We start from the raw sequence: 16985 nt of genomic DNA, 5'->3' as shown, positions 1-16985 counted from the left end.
AAGCGGCACTACAGTGAGGCTTATGGAACTGGACCCCCGGCGGCTGCGTGTCCTGCGCGCGGTGGCGATGCGCGGCGGTGTGGTGGACGCGGCGAAGGTGCTGCATCTGACGCCGTCGGCCGTGTCGCAGCATCTGGCGCAGCTGGAGCGGGAGGTGGGGCAGCCCCTGGTGGACCGGTCGCGGCGCCGGGCGGGGCTGACCCCGGCGGGGCGGTTGCTGGCGGCGCGGGCCGAGCGGATCGAGCGGGAGCTGGCGGAGGCCCGCCGTGAACTCAGCGAACTGACCGGGCGTTCGGCGGGGCCGGTGACGGTCGCCGCGTTCTCGTCGGCGGTGTGCCATCTGCTCGTCCCGGCCCTCGCCGCCCTCGCCCGGACCCACCCGGAGCTGGCGCCGAGAGTGGTGGAGGCGGAGGGCCCGGACGCCCTGCGCGAGCTGCGCACCGGCGGCCTGGACCTGCTGGTCGTCGAGTACGACGGCGACGACCCCGACCCGCACGAGCAGTGGCCCGACCTCGCGTCCGCGGCGGTCGCCGACGACGAGTACCGCGTGGTCACCCCGGCCGACTGGTCGCCGCCGCCCCACTCGGTCAGGGACCTGGCCGAGCGGCCCTGGGTCACCGCCCCGCCCGGCACGGCGTGCGGCAGGGCGCTCGCGCGCATCTCCGCGCAGTACGCCTTCACGCCGCGCCACGCCCACACCGCCCTGGAGTTCCCGACCTCGCTGGCCCTGGTGCGGGCGGGCCTCGGCGCGGCCGTGGTCCCCACCCTCGCCCTCACCGACGCCCCTCCCGAGACCGTGGCCCTGCCCATGGTCCCGGTTGCGGGCCACCGCCGCATCGCCGCCGTCTGGCCCGCGTCCCCTCCGGCCCGCAGCCCCGGACCTCGGCCGTGGTCGAGGCCCTCCGCCGGTCGGCCGGGAACTTGGGGCTCACACCTGCGCCGTGACGGGGTGTGGGGTCGGGAGGGGCGCGGCTTTCGCAAGGGCGCGCGGGGCCGACCGGGGCAGCTTCGGGTACCGCCCGCCCGGTCAGCTCAACAACGCTCGTGATCAATACACCTAGCGGGTCGACCCGGCGCGCTCCCGTACGCCCGCCGCGCTCGCCCTCCCGGCCTCGCGCTCGGCCGGCTCGGCGTCCTTCTTGGCGAACCCCCACCGGCCCGGCAGGACCGCGAGGACGATCAGCGTTCCGGCGGCCATGATGATGCCGCCGACGAGACTTGTCTGGGCGACGCCGTGGGCGAACGCCTGGTGGACGGCGTCCACGACGGCCTGGGCCTGCTGAGGACCGACGGACGGTTCCTGGGCGATGCGCTCGGCGACGGCCAGGCCACCACCCACCGAGTCCTTGGCCGTCTCCATCGCCTCGGCCGGGAGCCGGTTGCCGACCAGGTCGGTCAGCTCGTCCCGGTAGGCCGTGCCCAGCAGCGAGCCCAGCACCGCGATACCGAGCGCACCGCCCAGCTCCAGCGCGGTGTCGTTGGCACCGCCGCCGACACCCAGCTCGGACTCGGGGAAGGAGTCCATGATCGTGTCGGTCGCCGGGGAGACGCTCAGCCCGATCGCGAAGCCCAGCATCATCATCGGCGCCAGGAAGTCGCCGTACGTCGAACCCTTGTCGATCTGGGTCAGCAGGAACACCCCCGCCGTGCCGATGACCATGCCGGTCACGACCATCGCCTTCACGCCCAGCCGCGGGGTCAGCTTCCCAGTCACCACGGCCCCGAGGAACACCGCTCCGGCCAGCGGCAGCAGCCGTACACCCGTGTCGAGCGCGTCGTAGCCGAGGACGAACTGCAGGAACTGGGTCGAGTAGTAGATCGCGCCGAACGTACCGAAGAAGAAGAACAGCACCGCGAGCATCGAGCCGCTGAAGGGCCGCAGCGTGAACTTGCGGACGTCCAGCATCGGGTGCGGGTGCCGCAGCTCCCAGGCGACGAACGCGACCAGGCCGACACCGGCGACCACGGCCGCGGTGACGGGGCCGGCACCCCAGCCGAAGTGCGGGCCCTCGATGGCCGCGTAGACCAGGGAACCGACGGAGACGATCGACAGGAGACCACCGACGTAGTCGATCCGGCCCATGCCCTCCGCCTTCGACGGCGGCACCAGGGCGAGCGCGCCGACGACGGCGACGACGGCGATCGGCACGTTGATCAGGAAGGTCGAGCCCCAGGCGTGGTCCTCCAGCAGCCAGCCGGCGACCAGCGGTCCGACGGCTATCGCCAGGCCGGAGGTCGCGGTCCAGGCGGTGATGGCCTTGACGCGCTCGCTCCGGGGGAAGGTCGCGACCAGCAGGGACAGCGTGGCCGGCATCACGACCGCGGCGCCTACGCCCATGATCGCGCGGGCCGCGATGACCAGCGAGGTCTCGTCGACCATGCTCCCCATCACCGAACCACCCGCGAAGACCAGCAGCCCCAGGACCAGCGCGCCGCGCCGGCTGTACTTGTCGCCGATCGAACCCAGCACCAGCATCAGCGCCGCATACGGGACGGTGTAGCCGTCGACGACCCACTGCAGATCGCTGCTGCTCAGGCCCAGGTCGGTGGTCATGTCGGGGGCGGCGACGATCAGCGACGTGTTCGCCATGACCACGATCAGCAGGCTCAGGCACAGCACGAGCAGTGCCCACCAGCGCCGTGTGTACGGACCGGTCATCTTCTCCACGGGGGTGTTCGCGAGGAAGGGCATCGGAAGCTCCTAAGAGGACGGGACGACGAGCGGAAGCACCTTAATTGCACATCGATGTGCAGACTAGTTTGCTGCCCGCTGCCGTGCAACTATGGTGTCGACCCCCTCCTCCCACCCGCTCCCGAGGTACCGCTGTGACCACCCGCCCAGCACCGCCGCCACCGGTACCGGCATCGGTACCGATACGCCCCCGTGCTCACGCCCCGGCCCGGGCTCCCGCCGCACAGCGCCGTGACGCGCGCGCCACCCGCGCCCGGATCCTTGAGGCCGCCCGGCGTGAACTGGCCCGCGACCCCGACAGCTGCCTGGAGGACATCGCCGCTGCCGCCGGTGTGGCCCGGCGCACCGTGTACGTCCACTTCGCCGGCCGCGCCGCGCTCGTGGAGGGCCTGGCCTCCGAGGCCGCGGAGGCGATCCGGCTCGCGGTCACGGGCACCCCCGCGGCGACCGCCGACGCCGCCGCCGACCTCGCGCGATGCGTCCTCACGATGTGGCCCGTCGGCGACCGCTACCGCACCCTCATCCGGCTGGCCCGCGGCCACGACCTCCTCCCGCCCGCGCCGACGAACTGCTGGCCCCGCCCGCGACTTGATCACGGCGGTCCTCGCCCACGGCGGTCGACAGAGCGTGTTCCAGACGACCGTCCCGCCCGCCCCGCTCGGCCGAGCCGTGGAGTCCCAGCTGCTGACCCTGCTCGACTGCGTGAGCCGCGGCATCTGGTCCGACGACGGAACCGGCGCCGCCACCGCGGCCCTGATCGCCGCCGGAGTCGCCCCCGACACCGCCGCCGCGAAGGTCGCCCACGTACGCGGGACCGGGTCGCCCCGAGCCCCTTCTGAAGCCCCGGGCCCGCGCCCCACTCGCACACGTCGGGTCGACCGGGCCGTTGCGCGCGGAACCCCGCCCGGGTCCACCGCGACGCCGTCATCACGGACTGAACATCCTCCACCCCCACGCCGCAAGCACCCCCGGCCAGAGGGCATTTCGTGAGATCTACGGGCGAGCGGGACCAGGCTATGGCAGGCACCCCCCACCGCCCACTGAGGCCACCGCTACAACGGGTCACAACATGGCCACACAGGGGTTGCCTCATCCCCGCCACGCGCATGATGCTGCCTCATAACCGCATCACAGGGAGCCCCATGCGCCGCACCGCAACCGTCCTGATCGCCGCCAGCCTGCTCCTCGTCGCCTGCGGCACCAGCGACGACACGACCGCCTCGAGCCCCAGCAGCACCGCTCCCACGGGGGCCGAGGCGCGCTACGACGAGATCTGGAACGCCCGGAGCCCCGGGATGCAGGCAACGGTGTGCAAGCTGCTGGTGGCGGACGACCCGAAGGGCGCCGGCGATCTGCTGCGCGAAGCCCTCGACGACTCGTCGGTGGACCTGGACGCGCTGACCGCGTACATAGACGACAAGAAGTGCTGAGAGGAGACGGCCGCGCGCTTCGGCGCCCGCGCCCCCGGCATGGGTGGCGGCCCGTCGGCCGGCCGACGGGCCGCCACCCGTGACTCGGCGGTCCTCTAGGGCGTGTTTCGGAAGTCCCTTCGTCGCCCGAAGGGCGGCTCTGCGGCGTCCGGTGCGTGCTCTCGGCGCGCCGGACGAAAGGCCTCGTACTGGGTGTACTTGGCCTTTCGTCCGGTGCGGCGGTGGGGGTACCTCCCGGTCGAGCGCCAGCCGAGACCGGGGCAGGGCCGCGAACGCGATCGACGGCGACATCAACACCAAATGGAGCCTCGGGCACGGGACGACGAGCGGCGACTGGTTCCAGATCGACCTGGGGAGCCCCACGAGCTTCAACAAGATCGTCTTCGACACCGGCGTGAACAACTCGTTCGACTACGTCACGAAGTATCAGATCTACGTGTCGGACGACGGAGCCGAGTGGGGCAGCGCGATCGCGAGCGGCAGCGGGGGGAATCGGGAAAATAACCGTCGCACTGCCGACCCGCACGGCACAGTACCTTCGCATCGTCAGCACCGCGGCCTCCGGCTTCTGGTGGGCCATCGGCGACATCGAGGTGTACGGGGCCGCGCGCGGAACCGGCTCCATCGCGGCTCCGACAGCGGTGGCGAACGGCCTCCAGTCGAAGAGCTGGACCAGCAAGCAAGGGGACCAGGTCACCGTGGTCTTCAACGGGACCGCTGACAGCAAGAGTTTCAAGATGTCCACCGACGGCTCGTACGCCTATGAACTCCCGGGTGGCACTCCGGCGATGTTCACGACCAAGAAGCTCTCGAGCTTCCCGTCGCCGGCCTTCAGCGAGCTGAAGCCGGAACGGGGCGTACCACGCTCCAAGTTCACGATTCACGGTTCCGGCTTCGGTGCCTCGCAGGGACTGGGCACGGTGTACTTCGGATCGAGCTATGCCGAGATAGACACCTGGTCGGACACGAGCATCAGCGCCTACGTCCCGAAGGGACTCCCAGCGGGGAAGGTCACGGTCTCCGTGAAGGGCGCCACCGGAGCGGACGCGGGCGGCTCATCGTTCGACGTCATGGACCTGGGCCCCGCGCTGCCGCGCACGGGCTGGACCGCGACGGCTTCGGACGCCAGTCAGTGGGACGCGCCCGGCAACATGCTGGACGGTGATTCCGGTAACCGCTACAGCTCCGGAACCGGGCAGTACGACGGCCCTCTGGATCCACGTGGACATGGGGCAGGCGCAGACCTTCAGCAAGGTCGTCCTGGACGTCGGCGGAAGCATCGACGACTACGCGCGAAGCGCGGACGTGTACGTCTCGGAGGACGGAACCGGCTGGAGCAAGGTCTCCTCCGTGACGGACGGCCAGCGCGTCCAGGTGGTCTCCTTCCCCACGCGGACGGCTCGCCACATCAAGGTCGTCAACACCGCTGATGTCGCGAGTAACTGGTGGTCCATCGCGGAATTCAACGTCTACAACCGACCGAGCCCACGGCTGACGGCGTCGACACCGGGCGCCCCTCGCCCCTGTTGCTGAGCGGAGAGCGTGCGGCACGCGGAGTACGCGAGGAAGGGCCGGCTCGAGAGAGACCTTCTCTCGAGCCGGCCCTCCCGGTGATGGGGCTCCTTGAAGCTTCCCCATCCCTGCTCGGGGTGCCATCAGACCTGCTCGACGGATCTCCCCACCCATTCCGGTCCTGTCCTGGGACGGGGCTCCAATGGCGAGGGAGGGCCCGATAGCCCGTCAGGGCCCGGGGGGTGGGTAGTTGCACATGCCGTAGCGGCATGTGGTGTCGTCGAGGGCACCACAGCACGAAAGGCCCTGTCTGCGATGTACCCCTCCGTCACACCTCCCCGTGAGGTCAAGATCGGCGATGCCGCCGCCTTCGCCGGAACCACCCCGCGTGCCATTCGTCACTATCACCAGATCGGTCTGCTGCCGGAGCCCGGGCGAGGCGGAGACGGACGCCGCCGCTACGGCTACGACGACATGATCCGCCTGCTGTGGATCCGCAAGATGTCCGAGGCCGGCATCAGCCTGGACGACATGCGGGCCGCCTTCGACGAAGCCCGGGACGTTGAGGACGTCCTGGGCCGACTGGAGGAGACCCTGGCCGCCCAGGAGGCCGACATCAAGCGTCAGCGCGCGGCAGTCCAGCGCCTGCGAGCCGTGGGCAGCCCCCTGGGCCTGCTCTCCCCGTTGGTCACGGACCGGCTCAGCCACCTGCCCTCTGGCGCACTGCGCCCCTCCGACCTGGACACCCTGCTGGTCACGGAACGGATCTTCGGGCCGCTGGGCGCCGCGATTCAGGCCAGTGTGTTCATCACCCTGGCGACCCATCCCGGCCTACGGGCCGAGGCAGACCGCCTCGACGCGGCCGACGCCGCCCTCGATGACACCGTCGACCCCCACGACCCGCGGGTCGAGGAACTCGCCGCGCGGCACTGCGCCCACCACAAGGCCCTGGAACAGGCCATGGAAGCGGCCGGACTGGACGAGGCCGAGGAGAAGCTCTTCGAGATCTACGACGCCGAGGCGAGCGGCGAGGAGGACACCCGGATGAGTGCCTTCGAAGCGGTCACCAAGATGCCCCATAGCTTCTCCGCAGCCCGGGCGCGGTGCATTGAACTCACGGGCCGGCTCCTTTACGGGGACCTCTCCGCAGGCAGCTGATCGCTGGTGTGGCCGTGCGTGAGGATCCCGGATCGGCCACGACGATCTCAGCTGCCGCAGCGTCCGTCCTTGCAGTTGAGAGACAGGCTCACAATCCGAGAGCAGCGGATTTCCATTCCAGCGCGCAGAGGCTCCGCCCTGATAGTCGGGGCGGAGCACGGCTGCATGGCCGAGCCACTTCCCCGGGAGACCTCTACCGGCTCGATCGAGGTTCGCGTGCTTGGTCAGGCTGAACCGCTGGCAGCGCCGGGAAGTGTGGGCAGGCGTGCTCGCACTCCGCGTACGGTCGAACCCGTTACCGGAAGGACTGCCGATGCGCCCCGTAGACATCGATCACCGAGGCCAGAAACAACACACGTGCTCCTGCTTCCGGAGATCAGGCTCGTACGTCTCGCTGCTGGACCTCTTTGAGGACTCCGGCCACCGTCACGAAGTCATTGTCCACATGAAGGACGGTGTGCCCATGGTGCACAGCTGTCGCACACACCAACAGGTCGATCGCTCCCGCCGCCCGATGCCGGCCCCTCTGGGTCAGTTTGTACTGGGCAGCGTCGACCCACCGCCAGGCGTTCTTCGGAACCGGAGAGAGCAGACAGAGCGCGTCCAGCTCCTCGGCCAGCTCATCTCGGTGCGACGGGCTTGTCGCCGAGCAGAGGAATTCGGCTCGTGTCGGCTCGCAGACCTGGAACACCCCGGCGGCGATGTGTCCCTCCCAGGGGCGCAGCGCACCTGGAGTACGGAACAGGTGCCACAGAGCCGAGGTATCCACCAGATACGTGATCACTCGAAGGCCTCGCGCCGCGCACGTTTCTCGGCTTCATGAGCCGCTGCGGCCTGCTCGAACTCGCCGCGCTCACCTCGCGCGGCCAGCTTCTCCGCGGCCTCCAGCCTCTTGATCCGCGCCACGTAGTCCCGAAGAGCCGCGTTGACGGTCTCCTTCTTCGCCGTGGCACCCATGAGCCGCATGGCCTCGGCCAGCGCCTCGTCGTCGAGATCGATCTGCGTGACGGACACCGGACACCTCCACCATCCACGATGTATGCACTTAGGACACATCACCAACATTGAGCGCAGCACGGGGGGAGGCGCAGTGGTGCCACATTGTCCGACGCCGACACGAAATACCCCATATGCGACTTAACCGGAATCGGCGTCCGGATTTCGTCCGGACGATCATGAAATGATGATCACCGCAGGGTCACCTGGACCCTCACACACACCATCGTCCCGACCAGGAAAGTGCCTGGTCAGAAGGTTTCTCCTCGCGTAGCGAGTGGTGGGGCGGGTGGGACTCGAACCCACGGCCGACGGATGATGAGTCCTTTGAGGATCTTGGCTGCCCTTGCGCTTCTACGCTGATCCATGGCGTTTTTGCAGGTCAGCCGCGGTGAACTGTGTCAGCTCGCCCTTGCCTTTGTCGGTCTGTTCCTATCCTTGCGTCCCCAACGCGTCCGTCGGCGAAGCCGAGGGTGTTGGACCCGGTTGAGTGCGAACCGGCGAAGACCCGCGCACCGTCGCGGTGGGTCACCGCGGTGACCCGGTCGGCGGACCTGCTGCGTGAGGGTCGTGGGCTCCTGCTCGACCTCGTCCGACCGCGCGGAGGTCCGCGACGCCGCGGCCGCGTGGACCGGACGGGTCGACACCGTCACCGCCCGCACGGGCCGGGTGGACGTCGACGCGTTGCTCATCCGGCCCGACGGCTGTGCCGCCTGGGCCTTGCCTAGCGGGCGGGACCTCGACGCCACCACGCTGGTGCGTGCGCTCGGCACATGGTTCGGCCAACCGGCCTGAGCACCGCATTAACAGTCGTCTCAGGTTCGCTCCGTAGGAAGCAGGCATCCAGATAAGCGATGCAACCCGTATGTAGGAGGCTAGTGATGGCAGTCAACGCAGCGCCGTCCGGGGAAGCGCCGGCCGGTCGGTTGGCAGGCCGGTGGGTGCCGTGGTTGGTGATTGGCTTGTGGCTGGTGCTGGCGGCGGGCATGGTGCCGCTGAGCGGAAAGTTGAGCTCGGTCACCACCGACAGCGCCGTGGACACCCTGCCGGCCGGTGCCGAGTCCACCAAGGTGGCGGTGCTGGACGACAGTCTCCCCGGCGGTGAGGACAGCACGTTCGTCTTCGTGTACCACCGGGCCGGCGGCATGACCGCCGCCGACCGCGCGACGGTCGAGCGCCACTACGACACCCTTGCCAAGCGGTACCCGCCGAAGACGACGGCGGCGGCCGGCGAGGACGACGAGGGCTCACCGACGAGCCTCTCCACCGACCGCAAAGCAATGACGTTCACCCTCGATGTGAGCACGGCCTACGGCCCACCGGAGGAGATCGTCGGCCCGTTGCGTGACGCCGCGAAGGACCGCCCCTCCGGTCTGGAACTGGACGTGACCGGCCCGGGCGCGATCGACGGCGACATGGACGCCGTCTTCGACGGCATCGACGTGCAGGTTCTCCTCACCACCATCGTCGTCGTCACGCTCCTGCTCATCCTCACCTACCGCAGCCCGGTGTTGTGGATCATCCCGCTGGTGGCCGTGGGCGCGGCCGCACTGACCGCGATGGGGACCGTCTATCTACTCGTCAAGGGCTTCGGCATCGTGGTCAACGACCAGAACTCGGCGCTGCTGACGATCCTGGTGTTCGGCGTCGGCACGGACTACGCCCTGTTGCTCATCGCTCGATATCGGGAGGCACTGCACCACCATGAGAACGTCCGGGTGGCGATGGTCCACGCGCTGCGCGGCGCGGCGCCGGCCATCGTCGCGTCCGCGGCCACCGTGGTCGCCGGCCTGCTCTGCCTGCTCGCCGCGGACTTGAACAGCACCAGCGGCTTGGGTCCGATCGGTGCGGCCGGCATCCTGTGCGCGCTGGTGGCCATGCTGACGCTGTTCCCGGCGGTGCTGGTGGTGCTCGGCAGGCGGATCTTCTGGCCGGCCATCCCGCGGTTCAGCACGGCCGTGGAGGAGAAGCCGGGGCTGTGGGGACGGCTCGGCACCGCCATCAGTCGCCGCCGGTGGGTGGCGACGCTCGGCTCGCTCGGAGTCCTCGGCGTGCTCGCCATCGGGCTGGCGGGCAACACCGGCGCCCTGCGGGAGCAGGACCAGTTCCTGTCGGCGCCGGAGTCGGTCACCGGCTTCACCGTTCTCCGCCAGCACTTCCCGGAGCTCGGCGGCCAGCCGATGACGATCTTCACGCGGCCGGCGCACCAGGAGCGGGTGCTCGACATCGTCAAGGACACTCGCGGTGTGGCCCTGGCCATCCCGGAGCAGACCAGCGGTGGCTGGGCCAACATCTCCGTGTTCCCGAGGGACGCGCCGGACACTGTCGCAGAGTACGACACGATCAAGCGGGTGCGCACCGCCGTGCACGCGGTGAGCGGGGCGGAGGCGATCGTCGGCGGGCCGAGTGCGGAGAACCTCGACACCGAGGTGACCACCAGCCGCGACGAGAAGCTGGTGATCCCGCTGGTGCTCGCCGTCGTCCTGATCGTCCTCGGGCTGCTGCTGCGCGCGATCCTGGCCCCGCTGGTCCTGATGGCCACCGTGGTCGTCTCGTTCGCCGCAGCCTTCGGCGGCAGCGTGTTCGTCTTCGACACGATCCTCGGGTTCGAGGGTGTCGACTATTCGGTGCCGCTGCTGGCATTCCTGTTCCTGGTGGCGCTCGGCGTCGACTACAACATCTTCCTGGCCAGCCGGGCCCGGGAGGAGACCGTGCGTCTCGGCACCAGACAGGGCATGCTCAAAGCCCTCTCGGCCACCGGTGGCGTCATCACCTCGGCAGGCCTGGTCCTGGCGGCCACGTTCGCGGTCCTCGTCACACTTCCGCTGGTGATGCTGATCGAGGTCGGGTTCCTGGTCGCCTTCGGCGTGCTGCTCGACGCCCTGCTGGTGCGGTCGGTCCTGGTGCCCGCCCTCACCTTGCTGATCGGCCGGCGGATGTGGTGGCCGAGCCGGCTGTCCCGTCCAGCGGCGGAGCTGCCGGACGGTCAACAGCCGCTCGCCGACGAGGAGGAGCCCGCGCTGCAACGGTGAGCGCGGCGGCACGGACGAGATCCGGGACGGGGACCCAGGCCCGTCCCGGATCTCTTTCATGGGGCTCGACGGCCGCCGCCCTTTGGTCCTACGCCGTGCGGCCGGGGCTGGGGTCGGCGCACCGCGGTGTCCTGCCCCGACGGTGAGCCGCGCGGGGCCATGCCCGAGGGCCGCCGTCCCTTGTCCCGCGCCGCGCCGCCGGAGCGGGTCAGCACGCCGCGGTGTCCTCCCCGGTGGTGAGCCGCGCGGGCGGGGGCGGGCGGGCCGCGGCCGGAAGGTCGATGCGAAGCAGCGCGCCACCGCGTGCGGAACGGGCGACGCTGGCCCGGCCGCCGTGGGCGTCGACGACCCGCTGCACGATCGACAGCCCCAGACCGGATCCCGGCAACGCCCGGGCGCTGTCGGCACGGTAGAACCGGTCGAACACCCGCGGTACGTCGGCGGCGTCGATGCCCGGCCCGGCGTCGTCGACCTCGAGCACCGCCGACGCGTCCTCGGCACGGAGCCGGACCTGGACCGGCTGGTCCGCGGGGGACCACTTGCCGGCGTTGTCGATGAGGTTGAGCACCGCCCGCTCGAGCGCAGCGGGACGCCCGCTCACCCACACGGAGGTCACGTCGAGCGCGACCTCGATGTCGGGCACGCGGGAACGTGCCCGGGTCGCGGCGGCCGCCACCACGTCGGCGAGGTCGAGCAGCTCGGTGTTCTCGTCACTGACGTCACCGCGCGCCAGGTCCGTCAGCTCGGCGACAAGGGTGCTCAACTCGGCCACCTGGGCGCCGAGATCGTTGAGCAGCCGGGTCCGGCTCTCCGCGGGCAGTGCGCTGTCCAGGGTGCCGCGCCGATCGAGCCGGATCAGCAGCTCGACGTTGAGGCGCAGGCTGGTGAGCGGGGTCTTGAGCTCGTGGGCGGCGTCCTCGGCGAGCAGTCGCTGGGCCCGCCGGGAGTCCCGGAGTGCGGCGAGCATGTCGTTGATCGACTGGATCAGCCGCCGGATCTCCCCGCCGCCCTCATCCGGGACGTCGGCGTCGAGATCCCGGGTGTGCGCGACACGTACCGCGGCGGCGGTGAGCCGGTCGATCGGTGCCAGCCCGGTCCGCGCCACGGTCCGCCCGACAAGGGTGCCGCCGACCACGCAGAGCAGCCCGATCAGCAGCATGCCGAACCCGAACTGGTTGATCGGGCTGTCGTCGGCGACCTGGGCCACCTGGACCGCGCCGTCGCCTGCCCGCAGCGTGTAGACGAGGTAGCCGTCCTCGTCGCTGTCGCCCGACTCCATCAGGTCGGCCGACGCGCCCTGCGCCACGCGCCCCGCGTGCTCGCTGACGGGGGGCAGCGCGGGTTGGCCGGCCGGCGTCCGAGTCGAGCCGTCGGGCAGGACGACCCGCACCAGCCGACCGGTTCCGGGATACGGCGGTAGCTGGACCTGCGCCAGACCGGCGCGCTGCGCGTTCGTCGCCAGGACTCGGGAGTCGGCGCGTAGCTGATTCTCGGCGGTGTCCCGCAGCTCCCAGTCCAGTAGTTCGCTGGCCACCTGGAAGGCCACGAACACGCTGACCGCGATGGCCGTCGCCGCGATCATCGTCAGCCTGGTCCGCAGGGACCGCCGGCGCCACCATCGGGTCAGCCGGCGCGGTTCCCGGCCGGCGGGCCTGCTCACGGAGGAGTCTCCCGCAGCACGTAACCCAGGCCGCGCAGCGTGTAGATCAATCGCGGCTCACCCTCGGCCTCCATCTTGCGGCGCAGGTAGCTCACGTATACCTGGAGGTTGTTGGCGGTGGCGCTCATGTCGAAGCCCCAGATCGCCTCGAACAGCGCGTCGCGGGTCAGGACCCGGGTCGCGTTGCTCATGAGGACCTGCAGGAGGGAGAACTCGGTCCGGGTCAGGCGCAGCGGCCGCCCGCCCCGCCACGCCTCGAATCTGTCGGGATCGAGCCGGACGTCGGCGAACGACAGGATCTGCGACTCCCCGTCGGTCGGCGTGCGCCGGCGCAGCAGGGCCCGCACCCGGGCCAGTAACTCCTCGGTGGCAAACGGCTTGGGCAGGTAGTCGTCGGCGCCCGCGTCCAGCCCCGTGACCCGGTCGGAGACCTGGTCACGGGCGGTCAGCATCAGCACCGGCAGATCCCGACCCGCGGCCCGCAACCGCCGGCAGGTCTCCAGCCCGCCGAGGCGGGGCATCATCACGTCGAGGATCAGCAGATCCAGCGTGTCGCCGTCGGCCCCACCGACCCCGTCGAGCACGGCGAGACCGTTGGCGACGGTGCTGGTGTCGTAACCCTCGACCTGGAGCACCCGCTCCAGCGACTCACGGATGGCCGCCTCGTCATCCGCGATCATGATCCGCACGCCGGCCCGCCCCCCCTTCCAGTCGATGTTTTTGCCGCTCATTGTCCCCGATCAACCTGAGGCCAGGATTAGAGCGTCGCTGGGGACCGCGCACTTACGGATACCCAAGAGGGCGGTTTGTGAGTCTTTGAGTGGTTCTGCTGTCGCCTGATGGTGTGGCGGCGGGGCGGAATCTGCCGGTCCGGTTGTTGATCTGGTGATGTGATCGGGTGAGTGAACGCAAGCCGTATCCAAGTGACTTATCGGACGAGCAGTGGTCGTTGATCGAGCCGGTGATCACCGCGTGGAAGGACCGGCACCGCTCGGTCAGCGGCCACCAGGGCGCCTACGACATGCGGGAGATCGTCAACGCGATCCTCTACCAGGGGCGGACCGGCTGCCAGTGGGCCTGTCTCCCGCACGACCTGCCGCCCAAGAGCGCCACCTACCACTACTTCGCCGCGTGGCGGGACGACGGGACCGACCAGGTCATCCATGAACTGCTGCGCTGCCAGGTCCGGGAGCGCGCCCGCCGATCAGAGGACCCGACCCTGGTGGTCCTGGACACCCAGAGTGTCCACGTGGCCGCCGGGGTCCCCGCCTCGACGACCGGCCACGATCCGGCCAAGCGGGTGCCGGGCCGCAAGCGGGGCCTGGCCGTGGACGTCCTCGGCCTGGTCATCGCGGTCGTCGTCCTCGCGGCGAACACCCACGACAACGCCGCGGGCATCATCCTGCTGGACCAGGTCGCCGAGCACGCCGGCGGAACCGTCCGCAAAGCCCTGGTCGACCAAGGCTTCAAGAACCAGGTCGTCGCGCACGGCGCCGGCCTGGGCATCGACGTCGAGATCGTCCAACGCAACCCGCAGGACAAGGGGTTCGTGCCGCAGCCGAAGCGATGGAGGGCCGAGCAGACCTACGGGATCCTGATACCGCACCGGCGTCTGGTCCGTGACTACGAGCACCGCCCCTCCTCCTCCGCCTCCCGCGGTGATCGGCGTCCCGTCGGCGCACGTGGTGTCGGCGCGCAGGGTGAACGTCGCCGAGGTCGGCGTGTTCCTCCACTTGGTGGCCAGCCCGCCGACGAGCCCGCCGACGTCCTTCTTTCGCACGAGGGTGTCGTAACTGTTCCGGGCGAGCACGCAGTCCGGCAGGGACAGAGCCTTGGCCGGGTCGAAGCCGGCCGGCACGTCGATCGTCGTCCGGATCCTCGTCGCGGTCGCGGCACCGCCGCCGCTCGGGTCTCCGGACGTCGATCCCGTGGTGGCGCAGCCGGCGGGCACAGCCGTCATGGCCACGGCGCGGTCACGGGGACCGCGGATCTCGGTCGAGGTGGGCCCCACGGTGAAGTAACCACCCTCCGCGGGGAGAAGGCGCGGTTGCCGGCCGCAACCTCGCAGCAGGTTGCGGCCGACGCTCGTTGTGGCCTTGACGTGCGGGGAACGCGATCAGGCCCAGGGGCCGACCACCGTGAAGGAACTGTCGGCGCGGAAGGTGGCGTTGTCCTGGAAGGGGTCGACGCGCAGCTCGTAGTTGTAGTGGCGGAGGTAGCGGCCGGGGTAGTTGTACGACTCCAGGCTGACCGAGCCGGTGGCCGAACCCGGCCGGGCGCAGTAGGTGGCGTCCTTGTTGAAGAGCGCCGTGCCGTTGCTCGCGTCGAAGCGGATGCGGAGGTCCTTGTGGCGCAGGTAGCGGCCGGAGGAGTCACGGAACGAGTAGCAGCTTCCGTCGACCAGGCCGGGGACGACGGTGAAGGTGGCGCTCTGCTTGACCGCCGTGGTGCTGGAGGACGTCACCGGATCGAGGTAGCCGAGGTTGTCGGAGCGTACGGCGGCGTAGCGGCCCGGGAAGTTGACCGACCGGAGCGAGCGGCTGGTGTCGGTCGGCAGGGTGGTGCCGCCGGAGACCGGGTCGATGCTGCCCAGGGTGGGGACGACCTTCTTGATCAGGCCGTCGGCGTCGAACTCCATCCTGTCGATGGTGGTTTCGCGGTGGGTGCCGTCACCGCCGGGGATGGCGAAGCGGTGGTAGGCGATGTACCAGTCGTCGGTGCCCGGCACCTGCACCACGGAGTGGTGGCCGGGGCCCTTGATGCCGAGCGAGAGGTCCTTCTCCAGGATCACGCCCCGCTTGGTCCAGGGACCGGTGGGCGAGGATCCGGTGGCGTAGGCCACGCGGTAGTTCTCGTCGCGGGTGTCGTTCTCCGACCACATGAAGTAGTAGGTGCCCTTGCGCTTGATGACGAAGGAGCCCTCTCTGTAGCCGCTGGGGGTGATGTTGGTGACCTTCGAGGCGTCGAAGGAGACCATGTCGTCGTTCAGGGGGACGACGTACGCCTGGCCGTTGGCCCAGTAGAGGTACGACTGGCCGTTGTCGTCGGTGAAGACCGCCGGGTCGATCATCTGGCCCGAGTAGGCGCCGCGGGCAATCAGCGGCTTGCCCAGGGGGTCCGTGAACGAGCCGGTGGGCGAGTCGGAGACCGCGACACCGATGTTCCCGTCGGCGGAGTAGTAGAAGTAGTACTTCCCGTTCTTCGCGGTCATCGTCGGGGCCCAGGCCCGGCTGTCGGTCCAGCTGATGTCAGGACCGAGGTCGAGGATGACGCCGTGGTCCTGCCAGTGGACCAGGTCCTTGGAGGAGTACGCCTTGAACTGCGTACCGCTCCAGTTCGCGAAGCCGTCGGTGGTCGGGTAGATGTAGTAGGTGTCGCCGAAACGGACGATGTTCGGGTCGGCGGTGAGCCCGGGGAGGACCGGACTCTTCATGATCAGCGCCGCGACCGTCCAGGGGCGCTGGGCGCCGTCGGAGCCGGTCACCTCGTACGTCACGGGCCTGGTGAAGTCGCGCGGGGTGCCGGAGGCGGGGCTGATGGACGCGCCCTGGACGAGGGTGAACTGCGGGGCGAGCGCGGTGAGGTCCGTGCCCTCCTTGACGGGCAGCGTGATCCTGCTGTTGGCGTCGTCGATGATGGCGCCGATCTTCAGCGCGGGGTGGGTGGCCGCGGAGATGCCCGTGGTGTTCCCGCTCAGTTCGAGGACCTCGCCGGGCGCCAGCGCGCGGTTGTAGACCCGGACGTCACGCATCCTGCCCTTGAAGAGCTTGTCACCGCTGTAGAGCGACTTGCCGATGTAGTTGGCCGTGGTGATACCGGACCCGATGGAACCGGGGGTGACGGTGACCGACGTGTTGCGGGCCACCTCCACGCCGTCCTGGTAGAGGACGCCCGTGGTGCCGGTCTGGGTGTAGGTGACGTGTTTCCAGACTGAGCGCGGCAGCGCGGCGGAGGTCCGGGTGTTCTGCTCGGTGGAGAAGCTCCCGGACGCGATGGCGGTCCGGAACGAGTCGCCGGTGGTGAACAGGTATCCGTTGCCACTTCCGTTGCTGGTGTTGCCGAAGCCGTAGAGGAAGTACGGCGTGGCCTGGGCGGAGTCGATCCGCACGTCCATCGAGACGGTGATCGAGTTCATGCCGCTCATGATGTTGTCCGGCACCTTGATGTAGGTGTCGGAGCCGTTGAAGGTCAGCCCTTCCCCGGAACCCGACCAGCCCGCGGCGCCGTTGACGGTTCCGTTGCGGCCGTTGCCCGAGGCGTCCACCGCCACAGTGCCCGAGGTGGCGTCGAGTTTGTACCAGAGGGCCAGACCGTCGGTGATCTCCGCCGCCTGGGCCGGGGCCGCCGGGCCGGCAACGCCGACCAGAAGCGAGACGGCGGCGGCCACGGCTGCCAGAGCGGCGGGCCGGAATCTCCGGCGTCTCAGAGGTCTCACGCTGCGCATGGGTTCACATCCCGTGATGAAGACATGCCTGAGGAGGGGGCCCCGAGACCTCGGCCGAGGT

At 69.9% G+C, this 16985-nt stretch carries 14 protein-coding genes and 2 pseudogenes; 10 read left to right on the top strand and 6 right to left on the bottom strand.

The features are described 5' to 3' along the window. Nucleotides 1-22: 22 nt before the first annotated feature. Nucleotides 23-1048, top strand: a complete 1026-nt coding sequence (locus E4N62_RS03705) for a LysR family transcriptional regulator (protein ID WP_230211897.1) — start codon at nucleotides 23-25, stop codon at nucleotides 1046-1048. Between the two features lie 9 nt (nucleotides 1049-1057). Here the strand turns inward: E4N62_RS03705 and E4N62_RS03700 are convergent, their stop codons facing one another. After that, nucleotides 1058-2692, bottom strand: a complete 1635-nt coding sequence (locus E4N62_RS03700; RefSeq protein WP_230211896.1) for an MFS transporter — start codon at nucleotides 2690-2692, stop codon at nucleotides 1058-1060. A gap of 134 nt (nucleotides 2693-2826) precedes the next feature. On the opposite strand from E4N62_RS03700, the gene E4N62_RS03695 reads away from it, so the two are divergent. The 6 genes and pseudogenes from E4N62_RS03695 to E4N62_RS03680 all read left to right on the top strand — a co-directional run bounded on the left by E4N62_RS03695 (nucleotide 2827) and on the right by E4N62_RS03680 (nucleotide 6792). Continuing rightward, the gene (locus tag E4N62_RS03695) at nucleotides 2827-3531 is read left to right on the top strand and encodes a helix-turn-helix domain-containing protein (RefSeq protein ID WP_230211895.1); all 705 of its coding nucleotides are present in this window, start codon (nucleotides 2827-2829) and stop codon (nucleotides 3529-3531) included. 303 nt (nucleotides 3532-3834) lie between these two features. Further along, entirely contained in the window at nucleotides 3835-4122 is a 288-nt protein-coding gene (locus tag E4N62_RS03690) for a hypothetical protein (RefSeq protein ID WP_230211894.1), read from the top strand. Nucleotides 4123-4165: 43 nt separating this feature from the next. Further along, nucleotides 4166-4843, top strand: coding sequence for a discoidin domain-containing protein (locus E4N62_RS49235; protein ID WP_374116920.1), 678 nt, complete (start codon nucleotides 4166-4168; stop codon nucleotides 4841-4843). 16 nt (nucleotides 4844-4859) lie between these two features. Next, nucleotides 4860-5156 (top strand): annotated as a pseudogene (locus E4N62_RS49230) (IPT/TIG domain-containing protein); the annotation flags it as partial. A gap of 127 nt (nucleotides 5157-5283) precedes the next feature. Then, entirely contained in the window at nucleotides 5284-5655 is a 372-nt protein-coding gene (locus E4N62_RS03685) for a discoidin domain-containing protein (protein WP_308184833.1), read from the top strand. A gap of 294 nt (nucleotides 5656-5949) precedes the next feature. Continuing rightward, the gene (locus E4N62_RS03680) at nucleotides 5950-6792 is read left to right on the top strand and encodes a MerR family transcriptional regulator (RefSeq protein ID WP_230211892.1); all 843 of its coding nucleotides are present in this window, start codon (nucleotides 5950-5952) and stop codon (nucleotides 6790-6792) included. A 376-nt stretch (nucleotides 6793-7168) separates the two neighbouring features. Here E4N62_RS03680 and E4N62_RS03675 read toward each other — a convergent pair whose 3' ends face one another. Together E4N62_RS03675 and E4N62_RS03670 are read right to left on the bottom strand one after the other, a co-directional pair. Continuing rightward, nucleotides 7169-7576, bottom strand: coding sequence for a PIN domain nuclease (locus E4N62_RS03675; protein ID WP_230211891.1), 408 nt, complete (start codon nucleotides 7574-7576; stop codon nucleotides 7169-7171). After that, nucleotides 7573-7806 (bottom strand): type II toxin-antitoxin system VapB family antitoxin, encoded by a 234-nt coding sequence (locus E4N62_RS03670; protein WP_230211890.1) that lies wholly within the window; start codon nucleotides 7804-7806, stop codon nucleotides 7573-7575. Before E4N62_RS03670 ends, E4N62_RS03675 begins: the two co-directional genes overlap by 4 nt. Nucleotides 7807-8349: 543 nt before the next feature. On the opposite strand from E4N62_RS03670, the gene E4N62_RS03660 reads away from it, so the two are divergent. After that, complete coding sequence (locus E4N62_RS03660) at nucleotides 8350-8583, top strand: hypothetical protein (RefSeq protein WP_230211889.1); 234 nt, start codon at nucleotides 8350-8352, stop codon at nucleotides 8581-8583. An 86-nt stretch (nucleotides 8584-8669) separates the two neighbouring features. After that, on the top strand, nucleotides 8670-10820 hold the full coding sequence (locus E4N62_RS03655; protein WP_230211888.1) for an MMPL family transporter: 2151 nt from the start codon (nucleotides 8670-8672) through the stop codon (nucleotides 10818-10820). A 208-nt stretch (nucleotides 10821-11028) separates the two neighbouring features. Here E4N62_RS03655 and E4N62_RS03650 read toward each other — a convergent pair whose 3' ends face one another. Next, nucleotides 11029-12480, bottom strand: coding sequence for a HAMP domain-containing sensor histidine kinase (locus E4N62_RS03650; RefSeq protein WP_230211887.1), 1452 nt, complete (start codon nucleotides 12478-12480; stop codon nucleotides 11029-11031). Continuing rightward, nucleotides 12477-13169, bottom strand: coding sequence for a response regulator transcription factor (locus E4N62_RS03645; RefSeq protein ID WP_128376845.1), 693 nt, complete (start codon nucleotides 13167-13169; stop codon nucleotides 12477-12479). Before E4N62_RS03645 ends, E4N62_RS03650 begins: the two co-directional genes overlap by 4 nt. 209 nt (nucleotides 13170-13378) lie before the next feature. Here E4N62_RS03645 and E4N62_RS03640 point away from each other — a divergent pair. After that, a pseudogene (locus E4N62_RS03640) lies at nucleotides 13379-14137 on the top strand (IS5 family transposase); the annotation flags it as partial. A 459-nt stretch (nucleotides 14138-14596) separates the two neighbouring features. On the opposite strand, the gene E4N62_RS03630 reads toward E4N62_RS03640, so the two are convergent. Continuing rightward, entirely contained in the window at nucleotides 14597-16915 is a 2319-nt protein-coding gene (locus E4N62_RS03630) for a family 43 glycosylhydrolase (protein WP_374116919.1), read from the bottom strand. Nucleotides 16916-16985 lie beyond the last annotated feature (70 nt).

Source organism: Streptomyces sp. MNU76 (genome assembly GCF_020982545.1).
Taxonomy (GTDB): Bacteria; Actinomycetota; Actinomycetes; order Streptomycetales; family Streptomycetaceae; genus Streptomyces.
This window is presented reverse-complemented; position numbering and strand designations above follow the sequence as displayed.

Coding starts and splice junctions, on each gene's coding strand:
- E4N62_RS03680 (WP_230211892.1), top strand. CDS start 5,950: ATGTACCCCTCCGTCACACCTCCCCGTGAGGTCAAGATCGGCGATGCC.
- E4N62_RS03690 (WP_230211894.1), top strand. CDS start 3,835: ATGCGCCGCACCGCAACCGTCCTGATCGCCGCCAGCCTGCTCCTCGTC.
- E4N62_RS03700 (WP_230211896.1), bottom strand. CDS start 2,692: ATGCCCTTCCTCGCGAACACCCCCGTGGAGAAGATGACCGGTCCGTAC.
- E4N62_RS03705 (WP_230211897.1), top strand. CDS start 23: ATGGAACTGGACCCCCGGCGGCTGCGTGTCCTGCGCGCGGTGGCGATG.
- E4N62_RS03655 (WP_230211888.1), top strand. CDS start 8,670: ATGGCAGTCAACGCAGCGCCGTCCGGGGAAGCGCCGGCCGGTCGGTTG.